Annotated in this window: 16 protein-coding genes; 12 read left to right on the forward strand and 4 right to left on the reverse strand. The window is 66.2% G+C overall.

Annotated features, from left to right (window positions below; all coding sequences use genetic code 11):
- Window positions 1-2 precede the first annotated feature (2 nt).
- Complete coding sequence (pepN, locus tag ACGTN6_RS05635; RefSeq protein ID WP_394590318.1) at window positions 3-2,633, forward strand: aminopeptidase N; 2,631 nt, start codon at window positions 3-5, stop codon at window positions 2,631-2,633.
- Window positions 2,634-2,760: 127 nt separating this feature from the next.
- Here pepN and ACGTN6_RS05640 read toward each other — a convergent pair whose 3' ends face one another.
- On the reverse strand, window positions 2,761-3,048 hold the full coding sequence (locus tag ACGTN6_RS05640; protein ID WP_394590320.1) for a hypothetical protein: 288 nt from the start codon (window positions 3,046-3,048) through the stop codon (window positions 2,761-2,763).
- 70 nt (window positions 3,049-3,118) lie between these two features.
- Window positions 3,119-4,717, reverse strand: a complete 1,599-nt coding sequence (locus ACGTN6_RS05645) for a cation:proton antiporter domain-containing protein (protein ID WP_394590321.1) — start codon at window positions 4,715-4,717, stop codon at window positions 3,119-3,121.
- 149 nt (window positions 4,718-4,866) lie between these two features.
- Between ACGTN6_RS05645 and yegS the strand changes: the two genes are divergently transcribed.
- From yegS to ACGTN6_RS05660, 3 genes are all read left to right on the forward strand, one after another.
- Window positions 4,867-5,799, forward strand: a complete 933-nt coding sequence (gene yegS / locus ACGTN6_RS05650; protein ID WP_394590371.1) for a lipid kinase YegS — start codon at window positions 4,867-4,869, stop codon at window positions 5,797-5,799.
- A gap of 28 nt (window positions 5,800-5,827) precedes the next feature.
- Entirely contained in the window at window positions 5,828-6,256 is a 429-nt protein-coding gene (locus tag ACGTN6_RS05655) for a VOC family protein (RefSeq protein WP_394590322.1), read from the forward strand.
- A 67-nt stretch (window positions 6,257-6,323) separates the two neighbouring features.
- Complete coding sequence (locus tag ACGTN6_RS05660; protein ID WP_394590323.1) at window positions 6,324-7,088, forward strand: putative sodium/potassium/calcium exchanger; 765 nt, start codon at window positions 6,324-6,326, stop codon at window positions 7,086-7,088.
- Between the two features lie 93 nt (window positions 7,089-7,181).
- Here the strand turns inward: ACGTN6_RS05660 and ACGTN6_RS05665 are convergent, their stop codons facing one another.
- Window positions 7,182-7,388, reverse strand: coding sequence for a cold-shock protein (locus ACGTN6_RS05665; protein WP_183389269.1), 207 nt, complete (start codon window positions 7,386-7,388; stop codon window positions 7,182-7,184).
- A 296-nt stretch (window positions 7,389-7,684) separates the two neighbouring features.
- Between ACGTN6_RS05665 and ACGTN6_RS05670 the strand changes: the two genes are divergently transcribed.
- Entirely contained in the window at window positions 7,685-8,110 is a 426-nt protein-coding gene (locus tag ACGTN6_RS05670) for an NINE protein (protein WP_394590324.1), read from the forward strand.
- An 11-nt stretch (window positions 8,111-8,121) separates the two neighbouring features.
- Entirely contained in the window at window positions 8,122-8,766 is a 645-nt protein-coding gene (locus ACGTN6_RS05675; protein WP_394590325.1) for a LysE family translocator, read from the forward strand.
- Between the two features lie 152 nt (window positions 8,767-8,918).
- On the opposite strand, the gene ACGTN6_RS05680 is transcribed toward ACGTN6_RS05675, so the two are convergent.
- Window positions 8,919-10,874, reverse strand: coding sequence for a transglycosylase SLT domain-containing protein (locus tag ACGTN6_RS05680; protein ID WP_394590326.1), 1,956 nt, complete (start codon window positions 10,872-10,874; stop codon window positions 8,919-8,921).
- Between the two features lie 154 nt (window positions 10,875-11,028).
- On the opposite strand from ACGTN6_RS05680, the gene ACGTN6_RS05685 reads away from it, so the two are divergent.
- From ACGTN6_RS05685 to ACGTN6_RS05710, 6 genes are all read left to right on the forward strand, one after another.
- The gene (locus ACGTN6_RS05685) at window positions 11,029-11,355 is read left to right on the forward strand and encodes a YkvA family protein (protein ID WP_394590329.1); all 327 of its coding nucleotides are present in this window, start codon (window positions 11,029-11,031) and stop codon (window positions 11,353-11,355) included.
- Window positions 11,356-11,476: 121 nt separating this feature from the next.
- Window positions 11,477-11,974, forward strand: coding sequence for a PaaI family thioesterase (locus ACGTN6_RS05690; RefSeq protein ID WP_394590330.1), 498 nt, complete (start codon window positions 11,477-11,479; stop codon window positions 11,972-11,974).
- Window positions 11,967-12,428, forward strand: a complete 462-nt coding sequence (locus tag ACGTN6_RS05695) for a PaaI family thioesterase (RefSeq protein WP_394590331.1) — start codon at window positions 11,967-11,969, stop codon at window positions 12,426-12,428. Before ACGTN6_RS05690 ends, ACGTN6_RS05695 begins: the two co-directional genes overlap by 8 nt.
- An 87-nt stretch (window positions 12,429-12,515) precedes the next feature.
- Window positions 12,516-14,420 carry a molecular chaperone HtpG gene (htpG, locus tag ACGTN6_RS05700; protein ID WP_394590332.1) on the forward strand — a complete coding sequence of 635 codons (1,905 nt, stop codon included), beginning with the start codon at window positions 12,516-12,518 and terminating at the stop codon, window positions 14,418-14,420.
- A 352-nt stretch (window positions 14,421-14,772) separates the two neighbouring features.
- Window positions 14,773-16,344 carry a Re/Si-specific NAD(P)(+) transhydrogenase subunit alpha gene (locus tag ACGTN6_RS05705; RefSeq protein WP_394590333.1) on the forward strand — a complete coding sequence of 524 codons (1,572 nt, stop codon included), beginning with the start codon at window positions 14,773-14,775 and terminating at the stop codon, window positions 16,342-16,344.
- Window positions 16,345-16,361: 17 nt separating this feature from the next.
- Window positions 16,362-17,804 carry an NAD(P)(+) transhydrogenase (Re/Si-specific) subunit beta gene (locus tag ACGTN6_RS05710; protein ID WP_394590334.1) on the forward strand — a complete coding sequence of 481 codons (1,443 nt, stop codon included), beginning with the start codon at window positions 16,362-16,364 and terminating at the stop codon, window positions 17,802-17,804.
- Window positions 17,805-17,808: the final 4 nt, after the last annotated feature.

A 17,808-nucleotide genomic window follows, 5' to 3' on the forward strand; every position in this document is an offset into this window, starting at 1 on the left:
CGATGTCTGAACCCCAACCGATCTACCTGAGCGACTATCGTCCCCCCGCCTATCGCGTCACCCACGCCGAGCTGAGCTTCGATCTCGACCCGGCGGCGACTCGCGTCAAGGCGCGCCTGCACGTCGAGCGCCACCCCGAGCACGTGGCCGGAGAGCCGCTGGAACTGGACGGTGAGCAGTTGACGCTCAAGTCGATCGCCATCGACGGGCAGCCGCTGGGTGAAGACGAGTATGCCCTGACCGAGCGCGGCCTGCGTGTGGACAACGTTCCGGATCGCTTCCTGCTGGATACCGAAGTCGAGATTGCGCCCAAGGACAATACCGCCCTGGAAGGGCTCTACCAGTCCGGCGGCATGTTCTGCACCCAGTGCGAGGCCGAAGGCTTTCGTCGCATCACCTTCTACCCGGATCGCCCCGATGTCATGGCGACCTTCTCCACCACCGTGGTCGGTCGGCGTGATCGCGAGCCGGTGCTGCTCTCCAACGGCAACCCGGTGGAGCGAGGCGAGCTGCCGGACGGCCGCCACTTCGTGACCTGGGAAGATCCGCATCCCAAGCCCTGCTACCTGTTCGCCCTGGTGGCCGGCGATCTGCAGAAGGTCGAGGACCGCTTCACCACCGCCAGCGGCCGCGAGGTGACGCTGCAGATCTGGGTCGAGGAAGAGAATCTCGGCAAGACCGATCACGCCATGGCCTCGCTCAAGCGGGCCATGCGCTGGGACGAGGAGACCTACGGACGCGAATACGATCTCGATCTGTTCATGATCGTGGCGGTCAACGACTTCAACATGGGCGCCATGGAGAACAAGGGGCTCAACATCTTCAATTCGGCGGCGGTGCTGACCCATCCTCACACCGCCACCGATGCTGCCTTCCAGCGCGTCGAGGGCATCGTCGCCCACGAGTATTTCCACAACTGGTCGGGCAACCGCGTCACCTGCCGAGACTGGTTTCAGCTGTCGCTGAAGGAGGGTTTCACCGTCTTCCGCGACCAGAGTTTCTCTGCCGATACCAATTCCGCGCCGGTCAAGCGTATCGAAGAAGTGTCCTTCTTCCGCACCGCCCAGTTCGCCGAGGATGCCGGACCCACCGCGCACCCGGTGCGGCCGGATCACTACATCGAGATCGGCAACTTCTACACCCTGACCATCTACGAGAAGGGTGCCGAGATCGTGCGCATGCTGCGCAACCTGGTGGGCTGGGAGGCCTTCCGTCGCGGCAGCGATCTCTACTTCTCGCGCTTCGACGGCCAGGCGGTGACCATCGAGGACTTCGTCGCCTGCATGGCGGAGGCCTCGGGCCAGGATCTCGATCAGTTCATGCGCTGGTATTCCCAGGCCGGGACTCCGGAGATCGATGCCCACGGCGAGTACGACTATGCCAACGGTGTCTACCGCCTGGTGCTGCGCCAGCGTACGCCGGCCACCCCGGGCCAGCCGGACAAGCAGCCGTTGCACATCCCGATCCGGCTGGGGCTGGTCGGTACCAAGTCCGGCCGCGACCTGACCTTGACCCTGGATGGCGAGTCTCTCGGTCGCGATGGCGTGATCCATCTGCGCGAGGAGGAGCAGGAGTTCGTCTTCACCGACGTCGAGGAAGCACCGGTGCCGTCGCTTGCGCGCGGCTTCTCTGCGCCGATCAAGCTGCATTTCCCCTATTCCCGTGAAGACCTGGCCTTCCTGCAGACCCATGACAGCGACGGCTTCAATCGCTGGGATGCCGGACAGCGCCTGGCGCTGCTGGCCCTGGACGACCTCATTGCTGCCCACCGTAACGGCGTCGAGAAGGTCATGGACTCGCGGGTGGTGGAGGCCTTCCGTGCGCTGCTGAACACCGCCTCCGACGACAAGGCGGTGCTCGCCGAGATGCTGACGCTGCCCTCAGAGGCCTACATTGCCGAGCAGCAGCCGCTGGTCGACGTGGACGCCATCCACGCCGCTCGCACCTTCGTCAAGCAGTCCCTGGCGGTGGCCCTGCGCGACGACTTCCAGCGCGTCTACGCAGAGAACCTCAGTGACGCGGCCTATGCACCGGAGCCCGAGCAGATCGGCGCTCGCAGCCTCAAGAACGTGGCGCTGTCTTACCTGGTCAGCATCGAGGACGAGGAAGGCGTCGAGCTGGCCCGCCGGCAGTTCGAGGCGGACCACAACATGACCGACGTGCGACAGGCGCTGACGCTGCTGGTGCACTCCAGCCGTGACGAGCTGGCCGACCCGGCACTGCGGGCCTTCGGCGAGAAGTGGGCCCACGATCCGCTGGTCATGGACCAATGGTTCAGCATCCAGGTCTCTCGTCCCCAGGCCGACGCCCTGGATCGGGTCAAGTTCCTGATGGATCATCCCGCCTTCTCGCTGACCAACCCCAACAAGGTTCGCGCGCTGATCGGTGCCTTCGCCCAGAACCGCATCAACTTCCACCGGCTCGACGGCGAAGGCTACAAGCTGCTGGCCGACGTGGTCATCGAGCTCAACCGCCTGAACCCGGAGATCGCCGCGCGGCTGGTCACCCCGCTGACCCGCTGGCAGCGCTTCGACGAGGCTCGGCAGGAACTCATGCGAGGCGAACTCGAGCGCATCCGCGCCGAGAAGCTCTCGCCGAACGTGTATGAGGTGATCGAGAAAGCGCTCGCGTAATCGCGATATTCGCTCGCGAGAAAGACAAGGCGCCGTCCGGAAGGGTGGCGCCCTTGTTTGATCAGCAGGAATTGAACTGGGCGCATAGGCCGGGCGTCGCGAGCGCAGTAGCTCAGCCACCGCCCAGCTAGTTGATCAGCCAGCCCAGCACGCTGATACCGAGAATCACCCAGATCAGGGTGGCGACGATGGCGCGGCGGCGCAGCGCCGAGAAGGCCTTCCACAGCAGCCACAGGCCGAGGACCAGCACCAGCAGGCTAAGCAGGTTGGCGGGAATGCCGAGTGCCCCGGCGATGCCGCCGATGAAGCTGCTGGCGGCATCGTCGAGGCCGTGCAGGCCGGCGCTGAGCGCATCGACGACAAAACGAATGACGTGGCCGAGGAATTGGCCGATCGCGGCGAAGAAGTCGTTCATGCGCGGGAAGCCTCGAGGCGAAAAAGGGGCGGGCGCATGGTAGCACGCCCGCGGTGGCGGGCGTGGTGACTCAGCCCAGCAGGCTGGTGCGGGAAGTCAGCCCGGCCTCCTCGGCGGCGCTATCGGCCAGTGCGCGTCCGGCTTCGTCATAGACATGGAAGACGGCGTTGGCGCCGAGCTCGCGGATCGGCTCGATCTCCTCGGGAAATTCCACCACTGCGGTGATGCGCCCCGGGAAGTGGCGCGAGCGCAGCTGCTTGAGGGCGGCCAGGTTGCCGGCGTGGTGCGGCATGGCCAGCACCACCAGCTGCACGTCCGGTGACATCAGCAGCTTGTCCCAGAAGTCCGAGTCCACGGCGTCGCCTTCCAGCACGTTGAAACCCTGAGCGGTAAGCCGTTCGATGCTCTTGGGATTGCTGTCGATGCCCAGCACCTGCAGGCCGTATTCCTTCTGCAGGCGGCGATAGACGCCTTTGCCGATGCGCCCCATCCCCAGCACCACCGCCTCGGCATCGCCGACTTCGAGGGGGCGATCGCTGGGGGCGAGCTCGTGCTCGTCGAGCTCGGGCAAGCGGGGTTCCAGCCAGCGATAGATGCGCTCTCCGACGCCGTTGATCACCGCCGAGAAGGCGAAGCTCAGCGCCACCGCCAGCGACAGCACCACCAGGAAGCTTTCCGGCAGCCAGCCCTGGGCGGCGGCGATGGCGCCGACGATCAGACCGAACTCCGAATAGTTGGTCAGGCTCAGGGTGGCCAGCACCGAGGTGCGGTGTCGCATGCGAAAGCGCATGAACACCAGCTGATAGAGCAGGCTCTTCACCGGCAGCGCCACGACCAGCAGCAGCGCCACGCCGAGCAGCTCCCAACTGGGCATCGCGGTCAGGCCGAGGCTCAGGAAGAAGCCCACCAGCAGCAGCTCCTTGAGGCTGAACATCGAGCGCGCCAGGGTCTGGGCGGCGGGGTGGGGCGCCAGCAGCAGGCCGATGATCAGGGCGCCGAGATCGCCCTTGAGGCCTACCACAGAGAACAGTGCATAGCCCAGCACAAGGGCCAGCAGCATGCCGAACAGCATCTGCATCTCGCCGTGGCCAAGGCGGTCCAGCAGGGCCCGCAGCGCCGGTGCCAGCGGGATCAGCAGCAGCAGCCCCAGAGCCCAGGGACTCGGTAGCGTACCGTTGGAAGCGGTCAGAAAGACCACGGCGAAGATGTCCTGCATGATCAGCACGCCAATGGCCAGGCGTCCGTAGGCGGTCTGGGTCTCGCTGCGCTTTTCCAGCACCTTGACCACGAACACCGTGCTGGAGAAAGACAACGCGAACCCTAGCAGGGCCAGCGTCGACCAGCCCGCATCGGCTAACAGCGGCAGGCTCAGCCACTTGAACAGTGCCAGTATCCCAACCATCACCAGCGTCGAGGCGAGCAGGTGCAGTGAGGCGCCGCCCCAGACGTCGCGGCGCAGCAGGGTGCGGATGTCCAGCTTGAGACCGATGCTGAACAGCAGCAGCGTGACCCCGACGTCGGCTAGCGTCTCGAACAGTGGTGTGGACTGATAGCCCAGCGCATTGAGAACGAAGCCCCCGGCCAGAAAGCCCACCAGCGGCGGCAGCCGCAGGGTCATGGCAGCGAGGCCGCCGAGGAAAGCGGCCAGGAGGAAGGCCGGTGCGATCATGACAACTCCCTGTGTCGCGATGGTCGAAGAAGGATGCGAGAAGACAGACAGTGTAAGGAAGTCATAGAGTGAATGGCATTCAACTCTCGAGCATGCCCGCCGAGCGTGAAGCGGCCATGACGACGATCAAGGAGAAGGAACATGAGACCATGGCAACGCTGATACTGAACGGCAAGTCGGCCCAGCTGCCGGCGGTGCGCGAGGCGGTGTCTGCCTGTCGCAAGGCCGGGGCGGCACTGGACGTGTGGGTCACCTGGGAGGCGGGCGATGCCGCTCGCATGGCCGAGTGTGCTGGTCGAGAGGGAGCTGGGCGGGTGATCGCCGGTGGTGGCGATGGCTCCGTCAACGAAGTGGTCAATGGCCTGATGCGCCTGCCGGCCCACGCACGCCCTGGGCTGGGGATTCTGCCGCTGGGCAGCGCCAACGACTTGGCCAATGCCCTGGGCTTGCCGCTGGAGCCTGGTCCGGCGTTGGAGGCGGCCCTGCATCTCCCCCTGGCGTCGGTGGATGTGCCCCGACTGGATGGCCGCTACTTCCTGAACATGGCCACCGGCGGTTTCGGCGCGGAGATCACTTCCTCGACCCCCAAGAGCCTCAAGCGGCTGCTCGGCGGCGGCGCCTATTCCTTGATCGGGGCGCTCAAGGCCTGGCAGTACCGCCCCTACCCGGTAACGCTGCGCTGGGCCGAGGGCGAGCGCCAGGCTTCGCTGTTCGTGCTGGCGCTCGGTAACGGGACTCGCTCCGGAGGAGGGCAGCGTCTTACGCCGGCGGCGCGCATCGACGATGGCCTGCTCGATGTGTTGATTCTGCGCGATTTCGCCTCGCTGCGGGACATGGCGACGATGCGCCGCGAACTTCAGCGCCGTCCCGAGGCGGGGACGTACGTCGAGACCTTTCGCACCGCCTGGCTCAGCGTCGAGTCGCGAAGCGAGCTGCCGCTGACCCTCGACGGCGAGCCCCGTCATCGTCGCGCTTTCCGAGTCGATGTGGAGCCGGGAGTGCTAGGGCTGGCGCTGCCAGACGACTGCCCGCTGCTGACGGGACGTTCGACTGGTCAGCCGGCGCATGCCGCGGCATCATGAAGACGTTTTGGCTCATGGAGGTGTGATCATGTTGACTCCCTTTCATCTCGCCGTGCCGGTCCGCGACCTGGGCGAGGCACGGCGTTTCTATGGCGAGCTGTTGGGATGTCCCGAAGGCCGCAGTAGCGACACCTGGGTCGATTTCGATCTCTACGGTCATCAGTTCGTCTGCCATCTCGATCCGTCCCTGGGCGAGTCGCGCCGAGATGTGCACCGCAATCCGGTGGATGGGCAGGGCGTACCGGTGCCCCATTTCGGCGTGGTGCTGGAGATGGTCGACTGGGAGGCGCTGGTCGACCGGCTAACGGCCACCGGCATCCGCTTCGACATCGAACCTCAAGTACGTTTCGCGGGCCAGCCCGGCGAGCAGGCCACCATGTTCTTCCGCGACCCCAGCGGCAACGCCATCGAGTTCAAGGCGTTTCGCGACATCGCCGGCCAGCTGTTTGCACGTTGAACCTGCCTTGCGGCGCCGAAGTCCCTTTGGTGCAATGACGTCACACCCATTGAAGAGAAGGAAGGCCATGACACCCTGGAAACCGCTCGTCCTGGCGATGGCCCTGGTTCTGGCGGGCTGCGGCGACGACGAGGCTGCTTCAAGCGACGGGGCCGAAGGCGCTCCCGCCGGAGACACGGCGAGCGAAACAGCCGTCGCCGAGAGCGGCACGGCCTCGGGAGACGACCCGGCAAGCGAGCCGACCGACACGGCTGACACCGAGGCCCCGGCCGAGGGGAGTCCGGCCGATGAGGGGGCGATGTCGGCATCGGACCCCGAATCCGCCGACGCCTCTTCGGTCGGCGAGGAGGCGGCACTGCCGGACGAGGCCGCGCTCCCCGAGGAGGGCGCCAGCCCAGAGGTCGAGGAGATTCTGGAGGAGACCGACCGTCGCTTCGAGGAGGCCCAGCGCAAGATCGACGAGCAATTCGAGGAGGTCGAGCGTCAGGCGCCCGAGGCGACGGCCGATCCGGTTGAGGGGGGCGAGCTCGACGAGGTGCTGTCGGAAGACACCCAGGCGTCGGACATCGACGAGCTGGAAGAATCCTCGGATCCCGAGGTCCAGAAGATCCTCGAGGAGACCGAGCGTCGCTTTGAGGAGGCCAGCCGCGAGATCGACGAACAGTTCGAGCGCGCCGAGCAGGAAGTGCCGAGCGAGATTCGCGAGTCGACCCGAGGCGATGATTCCGGGACCGAACAGCAGGCCACGTCCGGGCAATCGGCCGAGAATCAGCAGGGCAGTACGACCGGGCAGGAAAGTGCGGATCAGGAAGGCGATGACGCGACGCCCTGATCGAGGACCATGAAAAAGGCCCGCCTGATAGGCGGGCCTTCTTCTCGACGATGACCGGTGATATCGCCGGTCATCGTGCGTTCGGACGCGAGCTTACTCTGCGAGGCGAACGTTGGAGGCCTGGAGGCCTTTCTTGCCCTGAGTCACCTCGAAGGATACCTTCTGGCCGTCCTGCAGGGACTTGAAGCCTTCAGCCTGAATCTCGGAGAAGTGGACAAACAGGTCGTCACCGCCGTCTTCCGGCGAGATGAAACCATAGCCCTTGGTGTCGTTGAACCACTTGACAGTGCCAGTTGCCATTGTCGATTTCCTTAACTAGCTAAATGATGGTGCTGGGCCGTGCCGGTCGCAAGACCGCGTATGGGCCCGTCGTGCGTGGGCAAGACAAGGAAGAAGTGCGCACCGGGTGTATCGAAGGAATCGAAGTACAACTGACGACTTTCTACTTGCTAACCAACGCAGCGGATAGTGCATCAGCGCCAGGGTTGCGTCAACACGGTGGCGCAGGGAAACTGGTGCTTCCGCCCGCAAGGTCAATGTAGCCACAAAGCTCTCGGGCGTCCAGCGACCGCTATGGCATCGACGAGACCCTTTCCATGAATCAGACCCGCATCGCCACTCAGGATACCCACAGCAAGGTCATCGGCTACCTGCTGTGGGTATTCGGCTTTCTAGGCGCCCACCGCTTCTACTACGGCAAGCCCGTCACCGGGACCCTGTGGTTCTTTACCTTCGGGCTGCTGGGTATCGGCTGGTTGATCGACCTGTTCCTGATTCCGTCGATGGATCGACAGGCCGATTTGCGTTTCCAGGCCGGGCCTACCAATTACACGTTGGCCTGGCTGCTGCTGACCTTCCTCGGCGCCTTCGGCGTGCACCGCTTCTATCTTGGCAAGTGGCTCACCGGATTGATCTATCTGTTTACTCTCGGACTGTGCGGGCTCGGTGTGCTTTACGACTTCTGGACCCTCAACGACCAGATCTCCATGCGTCATGCCAAGCGAGACGTGTTCACTGACTGAGGACCCGGCCCATGTGGTTTGATGCCCAGTTCTGGCCCTTTTTGGTGGCGATTACCCTGCTCAGTATCACGCCGGGCGTGGATACCCTGCTGGTGATCCGCAACACTGCCCGCGGCGGGGTGCGCGACGGCGTGCTGACCAGCCTGGCGATCTGCGCAGGGCTCTTCGTGCACGCTAGCGTCTCGGCGCTGGGCATCTCGCTGATTCTGCTGCAGTCGGCCTGGGCGTTCGGCGTGCTCAAGCTGGCCGGGGCTGCTTATCTGATCTGGCTGGGGCTCGCTAGCCTGCTGGCCGCTCGGCGTGGCCAGGGGCTGCCGGTAGCCGGGGTCGATGGCCCGCGCAACCGGGTCCCGGCCTGGCGGCCGCTGCGCGAGGGGCTGCTGTCCAACGTGCTCAACCCCAAGACGGTGGTCTTCTACATGGCCTTCCTGCCCCAGTTCATCGCCCCCGGGGACCCGGCGCTGGCCAAGTCGCTGTGGCTTGCAAGCGTGCACTTCGTGGTAGCCAACGTCTGGCAGATCGCCGTGGTATTGCTGGTGGGGCGTGCCGGCCGCTGGCTGGCCAGCCCGCGTTTCTCGCGCTGGCTCAATGGCATCACCGGCAGCGTGCTGGTGGGATTCGGCGCCAAGCTGGCGCTGACCCGAGCGCCGGCCTGACACCTGAAGCTGGAAGAACGCCCGCTTCGCGGGCTTAAGCTGGAAGCTTGAAAAACCCTTGACTCCGAAGTCGTCGGGCTCATGCTGTCTTCCAGCTTCCAGCTTCCAGCTTCCAGCTTCCAGCTTCCAGCTTCCAGCTTCCAGCTTCCAGCTTAATTCCTCGCCAGCAGCGAGCCGTCATAGCGTCCCTGGCGTTCCGCCGGCGTCAGCATCGACACCCCTCCACCATTGCCGCCCTTGGCCAGGCTTTCGAAGATCACTCGATAGGCCAGCACGGCTTGCACGTAGTTGCGCGTTTCGCGGAACGGGATCGACTCGACGAAAAGGTCGAACTGCTCGGGGGCATGGCGCAGCCAGCGGTCGACGCGGCTCGGGCCGGCATTGTAGGCGGCGGTGGCCGCCAGGCGATTGCCACGATAGCGCTCGAGCATCTCGCCGATGTAGGCGCTGCCCAGGCGGATGTTGATGGCCGGGTCGAGGACGCCATAGGGGCCGGGATCGGCCAGCCCGAGGCGCTGGCTGACCTGGCGGGCGGTGCCCGGCATCAGCTGCATCAGGCCGCGGGCCCCGGCCGGCGAGAGTGCCTCGGGGTTGTAGGCGCTCTCGCGGCGGGCGATGCCCATCAGCAGGTAGGGGTCGACGTCGTTGACCTCGCCCCAGCGCAGGAAGTCCGACCGGTAGGCCTCGGGGAAGCGCCACTCCAGGGCGTCCCACAGCTGGGCGGCGATGGTGGTCTGCACTAGCCGAGCGGGCCAGCCGCGCCGGGCCGCATAGTCGGCCATCGCCATGGCGCGATCGGACGTGCCGCGGGCAGCGGCGCTGTACCATTCGCTGCTGGCCAGGCCCGGTTCGCCGATGCGCAGCAAGGCCTCGGTGCGGCGCACCACGGGCGAGGCGGCGATCTCGCGGCGGCTGGCCTCGTCGATCGCGGTATCGGCGCGGTTCAGGGCGTAGGGCTGGCCAAGGCGGTCGGCGGCGGCGAAGGCAAAGAAGCTGCGCTGGCTCGCGGCGCGGCCATAGGCCGCCTGGGCGGCGGTGTCGTCGCCCAGCTGCTCGTGGGCACGGGCCTGCCAGTACTGCCAGCGAGCGTCGCCGGCGTCTTCCGCGGGAAGGCGGTTGGCCCAGGCCAGCACGCCAGGCCAGTCGCGGTCGGCCAGGGTGACCCGAATGCGCAGCTCGGTCAGCTCGGGGTCATCGAGGCGCGGCAGCACGCCATCGACCCAGTCGCGATGATGATGGATCTCACGAACCAGCGAGTAGAAGGCCAAGTCGTGCTCGATGGCGTCGCGGTGGACGTCGTCGATGACCAGCTGCGGCGCCAGCCGGCGCCAGGCCGACAGTGCCGCCGCGGTATCCGCCCGCGTGTAGTCGTGCATGGCGGCGGCGAACAGGGCGCCGGTACCCCGGCAGTCCGGGCCGATGCAGGTAGGGAGCCGGGCGATGATCGAGAGATCGTCGTCGAGCCGGTCAAGCGCCGCCCGGGCCCCGGTCCAGTCGTCTCCCAACTGGCGGCCCAGGTAGCCGACCAGGCCCGGCTTGTCGGCCTGCCAGGCCAGGGTCAGGCGCTCCCAGATCTGTTCGGGGCCGATCTCGCCCCGGGCGCGCAGGGTATTGAAGAGCGGGTCACAGGCGTCAGGCTGAGAATGCCCGACTCGCCACAGCGCGCGACCGCCCTCGGCGGCGGTCGCCGGGTCGGTGCCGAGCAGGGCGGCGTAGTAGTGACACTGCCGTTCGGTCCCGCTGGGTTCGCCGTCGGCCACCGCCAGCAGCGATGAGTAGCGGCCGGCCTCGCCGTAGGCCGAGATGGCCTGACCGCGCAACCATTCGGCCAGCGGTGAATCAGCGTGCTGCGCGATGAAGGCCCGCACCTCGTCCGGCGATGCCCCGGGCAGCCGGGCCTTGAGCCGATGGTAGGCAACGTAGCCGGCCAGCACGTGGTCGTTGACGGCGGCCTGGTCGATGGCCTGCCAGTCGTGGGCGCGCGCCGCCTGGAGGGCCTCTTGCATGGCGCGATCGTCGTTGGCCTGGACCTGCCCTGCTGCGGGCAGGCTCAGCAGGACGGTGGTCAGCAGGGGCTTCCAGGGGATGCGGAAGGAGGTGCTTGGCATCGTGTCGCCTCTCGGGGTGGTGCGGTGTGCGGTGCCACATGGTCGCCCATGGAGCGGCGCTTGAGTAGTGTCGCCGCAGGCCGACGACTGGCGTTTGGCCTCGGTTATCCCCATCCTGTAGCGGCAAACCCGCGTGTCGGCAAGGAGAGTGTCCATGAGGCGTCCCGTTGGTTCCGCCCCGCTGCAGCGCCTGAAGCGCCGTGCCGGCGTCTTCGTTCGCATGCGCCGGGCTCTGCGCTGGTTCCCGCCCATGCTGTCGGACGTGGTGCGCGGCCGTTATCGTCCCGTGCCCTGGTCGGCGCTGGGCTGGATGCTCGCGGCGCTGGTGTATCTGCTCTCGCCACTGGACCTGGTGCCCGACATGCTGCTGGCGCTGGGACTGATGGACGACGCGGTGATTGTCGGCTGGCTGCTGACGCGAGTGGATCGTGCCCTGGAAGACTACAGGACCTGGCGCGAACGGGCCGAGCCCTCGCGTTGAGGGAGGCGGCTTGCCGACGAATGAAGGCTTGGGCTAGATTTTGGTCAAACGTTTGAATTGATGTCGCCGCCTATGCCGGCCTCATCCTGCACCCGGTCTCAACCTGTAAGCGAGATAGCCCATGACCTCCGGCCCTGCACCCGGTCCCGAAGAGTGGCGGCGCGCCCTGCAGCGCTTCGTCGACGCCATCCCGCACACCCGGGCGCTCGGGCTCCAGGCCGGCGCGGCCGGGCCCGAGGGCGTTCTTCTGCGGCTGCCCTGGCAAGACGACCTGTTGGGCGACGAAGGGCGAGGGCTAGTGCATGGTGGTCTGCTGACCATGCTGCTGGATACCGCCTGCGGTGCGGCGGTGCTGCCGGCGTTGCCTGAACTCGAGGTGTGCCCGACCCTCGACCTGCGCCTCGACCACTTTCGTCCCGGGGTGGCGGGCGCGGACCTTCACGTCGAGGCGCGGGCGGTGGCGGTGACCGCCTCAGTGGTGTTCACCGAGGGGCGGGTCTGGCAAACCCCGGACGAGCCCCTGGCCCGGGGCATTGCCAACTTCGCGCGGCTGGGGCCGCGCAATACGCCGCCAGCGTTCGCGGCGGCGCTGTTTGCCGAGGAGAACGATCATGGCTGATAGCTTCGGTGACACCGAGTGGCTGGCCCGCACCCGGGCGTCGGGAGACGTGGCGGCCTGGCTGGCGCGGATTCCCTATGCGCGTCGCATCGGTGTCTCGGCCGCCCCGGCCGAGGACGGCGAGGGGCTGATCTTTCGCCTCGAACCCCGTGAGGACAACGTCGGCAACCGGCTGCTGCCGGCGCTGCATGGCGGCGTCGTGGCGGCCTTCATGGAAACCGCCGCTACCCTGGACCTGATGCTGGCGGCCCGTGAGCCGCGCCTGCCTCGCATCGTCGATGTCTCCATCGACTACCTGCGCAGCGCCCGGGTAGTGCCGACCCTGGCACGCTGCGAGCTGATGCGCGAGGGCCGGCGCCTGGCCAACGTGCGGGTGCAGGCCTGGCAGCAGAGCGAAGACGTGCCGGTAGCCACCGCGCGATTGCACTTCGTACTCGGCGAGCCGGGCGCTTGAAAAAATCAGGCCGGTCCCCATATCGATGGAAGCCAAGCAACTGGTGGCCTCGCCACCGCCGACACGTCGACAAGGGGTCCGAAAGACATGACCACTGCCACCCGTGAAGAGACCCTCGGCTTCCAGACCGAGGTCAAGCAGCTTCTTCACCTGATGATTCACTCCCTGTACTCCAACCGGGAGATCTTCCTGCGCGAGCTTATCTCCAACGCCGCCGATGCCTGCGACAAGCTGCGCTATGCGGCGCTGGACAATGACGCCATCTACGAGGGCGACAGCGAGCTGCGCATCGAGATCGAGCACGATGCCGAGGCCGGCACCGTCACCCTTCGTGACAACGGCATTGGCATGAATCGCGACGAGGTGATCGAGAACCTCGGCACCATCGCTCGCAGTGGCACCGCCGAGTTCCTCAAGCAGCTTTCCGGGGAGCAGCAGAAGGATGCCAAGCTGATCGGCCAGTTCGGCGTCGGTTTCTATTCCGGCTTCATCGTCGCTGACGAGGTCACGGTGCGCACCCGCAAGGCCGGCACCGAGCAGGGCGAGGGCGTCGAGTGGCACTCCCGGGGCGAGGGCGAGTTCAGCGTCGCCGATATCGAGCGCGAGGCCCACGGCACTGAGATCGTCCTGCACCTTAAGGAGGACGCCCGCGAGTTCGCCGACGACTTCCGCCTGCAGAGCCTGGTGCGCAAGTACTCCGACCACATCGAAGTGCCGGTGCGCATGCCCAAGGTCGAGACCGCCCGCGACGAGGACGGCAACGAGATCGAGGGCAGCGAGACCGTCAGTTGGGAAACCGTCAATGAGGCCACCGCGCTGTGGGTGCGTCCCAAGAGCGAGCTCACCGACGACGAGTACAAGGCGTTCTACAAGCACGTCGCCCACGACTTCAGCGATCCGCTGACCTGGAGCCACAACAAGGTCGAGGGCAAGCTCGAATACACCAGCCTGCTCTACGTGCCGGGCCGCGCCCCGTTCGACCTCTATGAGCGCGACGGCGCCCGCGGCGTGAAGCTTTACGTGCAGCGCGTCTTCATCATGGACGACGCCGAGCAGTTCCTGCCGCTGTACCTGCGCTTCATCAAGGGCGTGCTGGACACCCGCGATCTGTCGCTGAACGTCTCCCGCGAGCTGCTCCAGCAGGACCCGCAGGTCGAGAAGATCAAGAGCGCGCTGACCAAGCGTTCGCTGGACATGCTCAAGAAGCTGGCCAAGGATCCCGAGGCCTACCAGACCTTCTGGAACACCTTTGGCAGCGTGCTCAAGGAAGGCCCGGCGGAGGATCATGCCAACCGCGAGAAAATCGCCGGCCTGCTGCGCTTCTCCACCACCCATACCGACAGTGCCACCCAGGATCAGTCGCTGGCCGACTACATCGGTCGCATGAAGGACGGGCAGGAGAAGATCTACTACATCGTCGCCGACGGCTTCAACGCCACCAAGTCGAGCCCGCATCTGGAGATCTTCCGCAAGAAAGGCATCGAGGTGCTGCTGCTCCACGACCGCATCGACGAGTGGTTGATGAGCCACCTGACCGAGTTCGAGGGCAAGAAGCTCGTCGACGTGGCCAAGGGCGACCTGGACCTCGGCGAGGTCGAGGACGAGGAAGAGAAGAAGGCCCAGGAAGAGACCGCCAAGGCCAAGGAAGACCTGGTCAAGCGCGTCAAGGAAGCGCTCGGCGACGAGGTCCAGGAGGTCAAGGTGACCCACCGCCTGACCGACTCCCCGGCCTGCGTTGTGTTGCCGGAGCATGAGATGGGCTACCAGATGCGCCGCATCATGGAAGCCGCCGGCCAGCCGATGCCGGAGGTCAAGCCGATTCTCGAGCTCAATCCCGAGCACGCCCTGGTGGCGCGCCTGGAGGGCGTCGAGGGTGACGGCTTCGCCGATCTGGCGCGGATCCTGCTCGACCAGGCGATCATCGCCGAGGGCGGCCACCTCGACGATCCGGCCGCCTACGTCAAGCGTCTCAACGCCCTGTTGAGCGCCTGACCCTTCCTGCCGCGCCGCCTTTCGGGTGGCGCCGCCCGCGCCGATCGCCTCACCGGGCGGTCGGCGCGCCTGCCTTGGGCTATATTTCTCCGCCGAGACGGAATTTGTTGCGCTGCGTCATCCGTGGCGCGCATAGCCTTCTGCGTTGCCAGGAGCCCCGTTGCCATGCGCTACAGGGCTTGACCTTGACGTATTGGTCAACTCCAGCCGCTTGTTTTCATGGGTATATCAGGGGCGTCATTGGCGCTTTAATCCCCGCCATGCGGGTTGAGATTCTGCGCCGGCTACGTAAGACTGGTCCGTCCAGGTTATGCACAATTTCAATACTAAAACGTCACACGGGAGATCCAACGTGAAGATTGGTGCACCCAAGGAGCATGCCCCGGGGGAAGCGCGCGTCGCGCTGACCCCGGACAGCGCGCAACATATCCAGAAGCTGGGACACGAATGCCTCGTCGAGGCCGGCGCCGGTGCGGCCGCCGGTTTCGATGACGAGGCCTACCGCCAGGCCGGCGTCACCGTCGTTGAAGGCACAAAGGCCCTGTGGGACGCCGCCGATGTGGTGATCAAGGTCCGCGAGCCCTCCGAGGAAGAGGCCGGCTATCTGCGCGGCGATCAGACCCTGATCTCGTTCTTCTGGCCGGCTCAGAACGAACCCCTGCTCGAGCGCTGCCGCGACACCGGCGCCACCGTCGTCGCCATGGACATGGTGCCGCGCATCTCGCGGGCCCAGAAGATGGATGCCCTGTCGTCCACCGCCAATATCGCTGGCTATCGCGCGGTGATCGAGGCGGGTAACCAGTTCGGTCGCTTCTTCACCGGCCAGGTGACGGCCGCGGGCAAGGTGCCGCCGGCCAAGGTGCTGATCGTCGGCGCCGGGGTGGCCGGACTCGCCGCTATCGGCACCGCGACCAGCCTGGGCGCCGTGGTGCGCGCCTTCGACGTACGTCCCGAGGTGGCCGAGCAGATCGAGTCGATGGGTGCCGAGTTCCTGTTCCTCGACTTCGAGGACAGCCAGGATGGTTCGGGCAGTGGCGGCTATGCGGCGCCCTCCAGCCCCGAGTTTCGCGAGAAGCAGCTGGCGCTGTTCCGCGAGCAGGCGCCGGAAGTGGACATCGTCATCACCACTGCCTTGATCCCCGGCCGCCCGGCGCCCAAGCTGTGGCTCGAGGACATGGTCAAGGCCATGAAGCCGGGCTCGGTGATCGTCGATCTGGCCGCCGAGAAGGGCGGCAACTGTGACCTGACGGTGCCGGACCAGCGCGTGGTCACCGACAACGGCGTGATCGTGGTCGGCTATACCGACTTCCCGTCGCGCATGGCGACCCAGGCCTCGCTGCTCTATTCCACCAATATTCGCCACATGCTCACCGACCTGACGCCGGAGAAAGATGGCGTCATCCACCACAACATGGATGACGACGTCATCCGTGGTTCGACGGTGGCCCACCAGGGCGACATCACCTTCCCGCCGCCGCCGCCCAAGGTGCAGGCGATCGCCGCGGCCAAGCCGAAGCCCAAGGAGCCCGAGCCCACCCCGGAGGAGAAGAAGGCCGCCGAACACGCCGCCTTCGTGTCCCAGACCAAGCGTCAGGCGACGCTGCTGGGCGTCGGCGGGGCGCTGATGCTGCTGCTCGGCCAGGTGGCCCCGGCGTCGTTCATGTCGCACTTCATCGTCTTCGTCCTGGCCTGCTTCGTCGGCTTCCAGGTGATCTGGGGCGTCAGCCACTCGCTGCACACCCCGCTGATGGCGGTGACCAACGCGATCTCCGGGATCATCGTGCTCGGGGCGGTGCTGCAGATCGGTTCGGGGAGTGCCCTGGTGAGCCTGCTCGCCGGCATCTCGGTGCTGATCGCCACCATCAACATCGTGGGGGGCTTCCAGGTTACGCGCCGGATGCTCGCCATGTTCCAGAAATCCTGAGCGGCGGAGATCGATAAATGTTGGCACAAGGTTTCGTATCTGCCGCCTCGATCGCGGCAAGCGTACTCTTCATCCTCTCGCTGGGGGGACTGAGCAACCAGGAGAAGGCCAAGCGGGCCGTCTGGTACGGCATCATCGGCATGGCCGTGGCGGTGTTCTTCACCTCTCTCGGGCCGGGCATCGGCGGCTACTGGTGGATGCTGCCGATGATGGCCATCGGCGCCGGCATCGGCGCCTACGTGGCCAAGAAGGTCGAGATGACCGAGATGCCGCAGCTGGTGGCGGCGCTGCACAGCTTCGTCGGCCTGGCCGCGGTATTCGTCGGCTTCAACGCCGACCTGGAACGGCGTCGCGTGTTGGCCGCCCAGCTCGCCGAGCAGGGCACCGAGGGCTTCTCGGCCTTCGCCGCCCTGGTGGCGCACAAGACCCCGGCGGAGCTCACCTTCCTGCAGATCGAGGTGGTGCTCGGGGTGTTCATCGGCGCGGTGACCTTCACCGGCTCGGTGATCGCCTTCGGCAAGCTGGCCGGCAAGGTCGACGGCAAGCCGAAGCAGCTGCCCGGCGGCCACCTGCTGAATGCCGCCGCCGCGGCCGCCTCCGTGGGGCTGGCGGTGCTCTACCTCAACGGCGCCGGCTTCTGGACCCTGCTGCTGCTGGCGGGCTTGGCGTTCTTCATCGGCTATCACCTGATCATGGGCATCGGCGGCGCCGACATGCCGGTGGTGGTGTCGATGCTCAACAGCTACTCCGGCTGGGCGGCGGCGGCCATCGGCTTCACGCTGTCCAATGATCTGCTGATCGTCACCGGCGCCCTGGTCGGCTCCTCCGGTGCCATTCTCTCCTACATCATGTGCAAGGCGATGAACCGCAACTTCGTCAACGTGATCCTGGGGGGCTTCGGCGGCAGCCAGGGGCCGGCTGCGGAGATCGAGGGCGAGCAGGTCGCTATCGACACCGCCGGCGTGGCCAGCGCGCTCAACGACGCCGACAGCGTGATCATCGTGCCGGGCTACGGCATGGCGGTGGCCCAGGCCCAGAATGCGGTCAGCGAGCTGACTCGCAAGCTGCGCAGCGCCGGCAAGAACGTGCGGTTCGGCATCCACCCGGTCGCCGGTCGCCTGCCGGGGCACATGAACGTGCTGCTGGCCGAGGCCAAGGTGCCCTACGACATCGTGCTGGAGATGGACGAGATCAACGACGATTTCGCCGACACCGACGTGGTGATCGTCATCGGCTCCAACGACATCGTCAATCCGGCTGCCCAGGAAGATCCCAACAGCCCGATCGCCGGCATGCCGGTGCTGAAGGTATGGGAAGCCAAGCAGGTGTTCGTCAGCAAGCGCGGGCAGGGTACCGGCTACTCGGGCATCGAGAATCCGTTGTTCTTCAAGGAGAACACCCGGATGCTCTACGGCGATGCCCGTTCGAGCATCGACACCCTGGTGCCGATGATCGACTGAACGG

Origin of the sequence: Halomonas sp. B23F22_20 (assembly GCF_043496985.1) — a bacterium.
Lineage (GTDB): Bacteria > Pseudomonadota > Gammaproteobacteria > Pseudomonadales > Halomonadaceae > Halomonas.

Bases quoted from the DNA above. Each gene is read 5' to 3' on its own strand.
- pepN (WP_394590318.1), top strand. From the start codon at position 3: ATGTCTGAACCCCAACCGATCTACCTGAGCGACTATCGTCCCCCCGCC.
- ACGTN6_RS05640 (WP_394590320.1), bottom strand. From the start codon at position 3,048: ATGAACGACTTCTTCGCCGCGATCGGCCAATTCCTCGGCCACGTCATT.
- ACGTN6_RS05645 (WP_394590321.1), bottom strand. From the start codon at position 4,717: ATGATCGCACCGGCCTTCCTCCTGGCCGCTTTCCTCGGCGGCCTCGCT.
- yegS (WP_394590371.1), top strand. From the start codon at position 4,867: ATGGCAACGCTGATACTGAACGGCAAGTCGGCCCAGCTGCCGGCGGTG.
- ACGTN6_RS05655 (WP_394590322.1), top strand. From the start codon at position 5,828: ATGTTGACTCCCTTTCATCTCGCCGTGCCGGTCCGCGACCTGGGCGAG.
- ACGTN6_RS05660 (WP_394590323.1), top strand. From the start codon at position 6,324: ATGACACCCTGGAAACCGCTCGTCCTGGCGATGGCCCTGGTTCTGGCG.
- ACGTN6_RS05665 (WP_183389269.1), bottom strand. From the start codon at position 7,388: ATGGCAACTGGCACTGTCAAGTGGTTCAACGACACCAAGGGCTATGGT.
- ACGTN6_RS05670 (WP_394590324.1), top strand. From the start codon at position 7,685: ATGAATCAGACCCGCATCGCCACTCAGGATACCCACAGCAAGGTCATC.
- ACGTN6_RS05675 (WP_394590325.1), top strand. From the start codon at position 8,122: ATGTGGTTTGATGCCCAGTTCTGGCCCTTTTTGGTGGCGATTACCCTG.
- ACGTN6_RS05680 (WP_394590326.1), bottom strand. From the start codon at position 10,874: ATGCCAAGCACCTCCTTCCGCATCCCCTGGAAGCCCCTGCTGACCACC.
- ACGTN6_RS05685 (WP_394590329.1), top strand. From the start codon at position 11,029: ATGAGGCGTCCCGTTGGTTCCGCCCCGCTGCAGCGCCTGAAGCGCCGT.
- ACGTN6_RS05690 (WP_394590330.1), top strand. From the start codon at position 11,477: ATGACCTCCGGCCCTGCACCCGGTCCCGAAGAGTGGCGGCGCGCCCTG.
- ACGTN6_RS05695 (WP_394590331.1), top strand. From the start codon at position 11,967: ATGGCTGATAGCTTCGGTGACACCGAGTGGCTGGCCCGCACCCGGGCG.
- htpG (WP_394590332.1), top strand. From the start codon at position 12,516: ATGACCACTGCCACCCGTGAAGAGACCCTCGGCTTCCAGACCGAGGTC.
- ACGTN6_RS05710 (WP_394590334.1), top strand. From the start codon at position 16,362: ATGTTGGCACAAGGTTTCGTATCTGCCGCCTCGATCGCGGCAAGCGTA.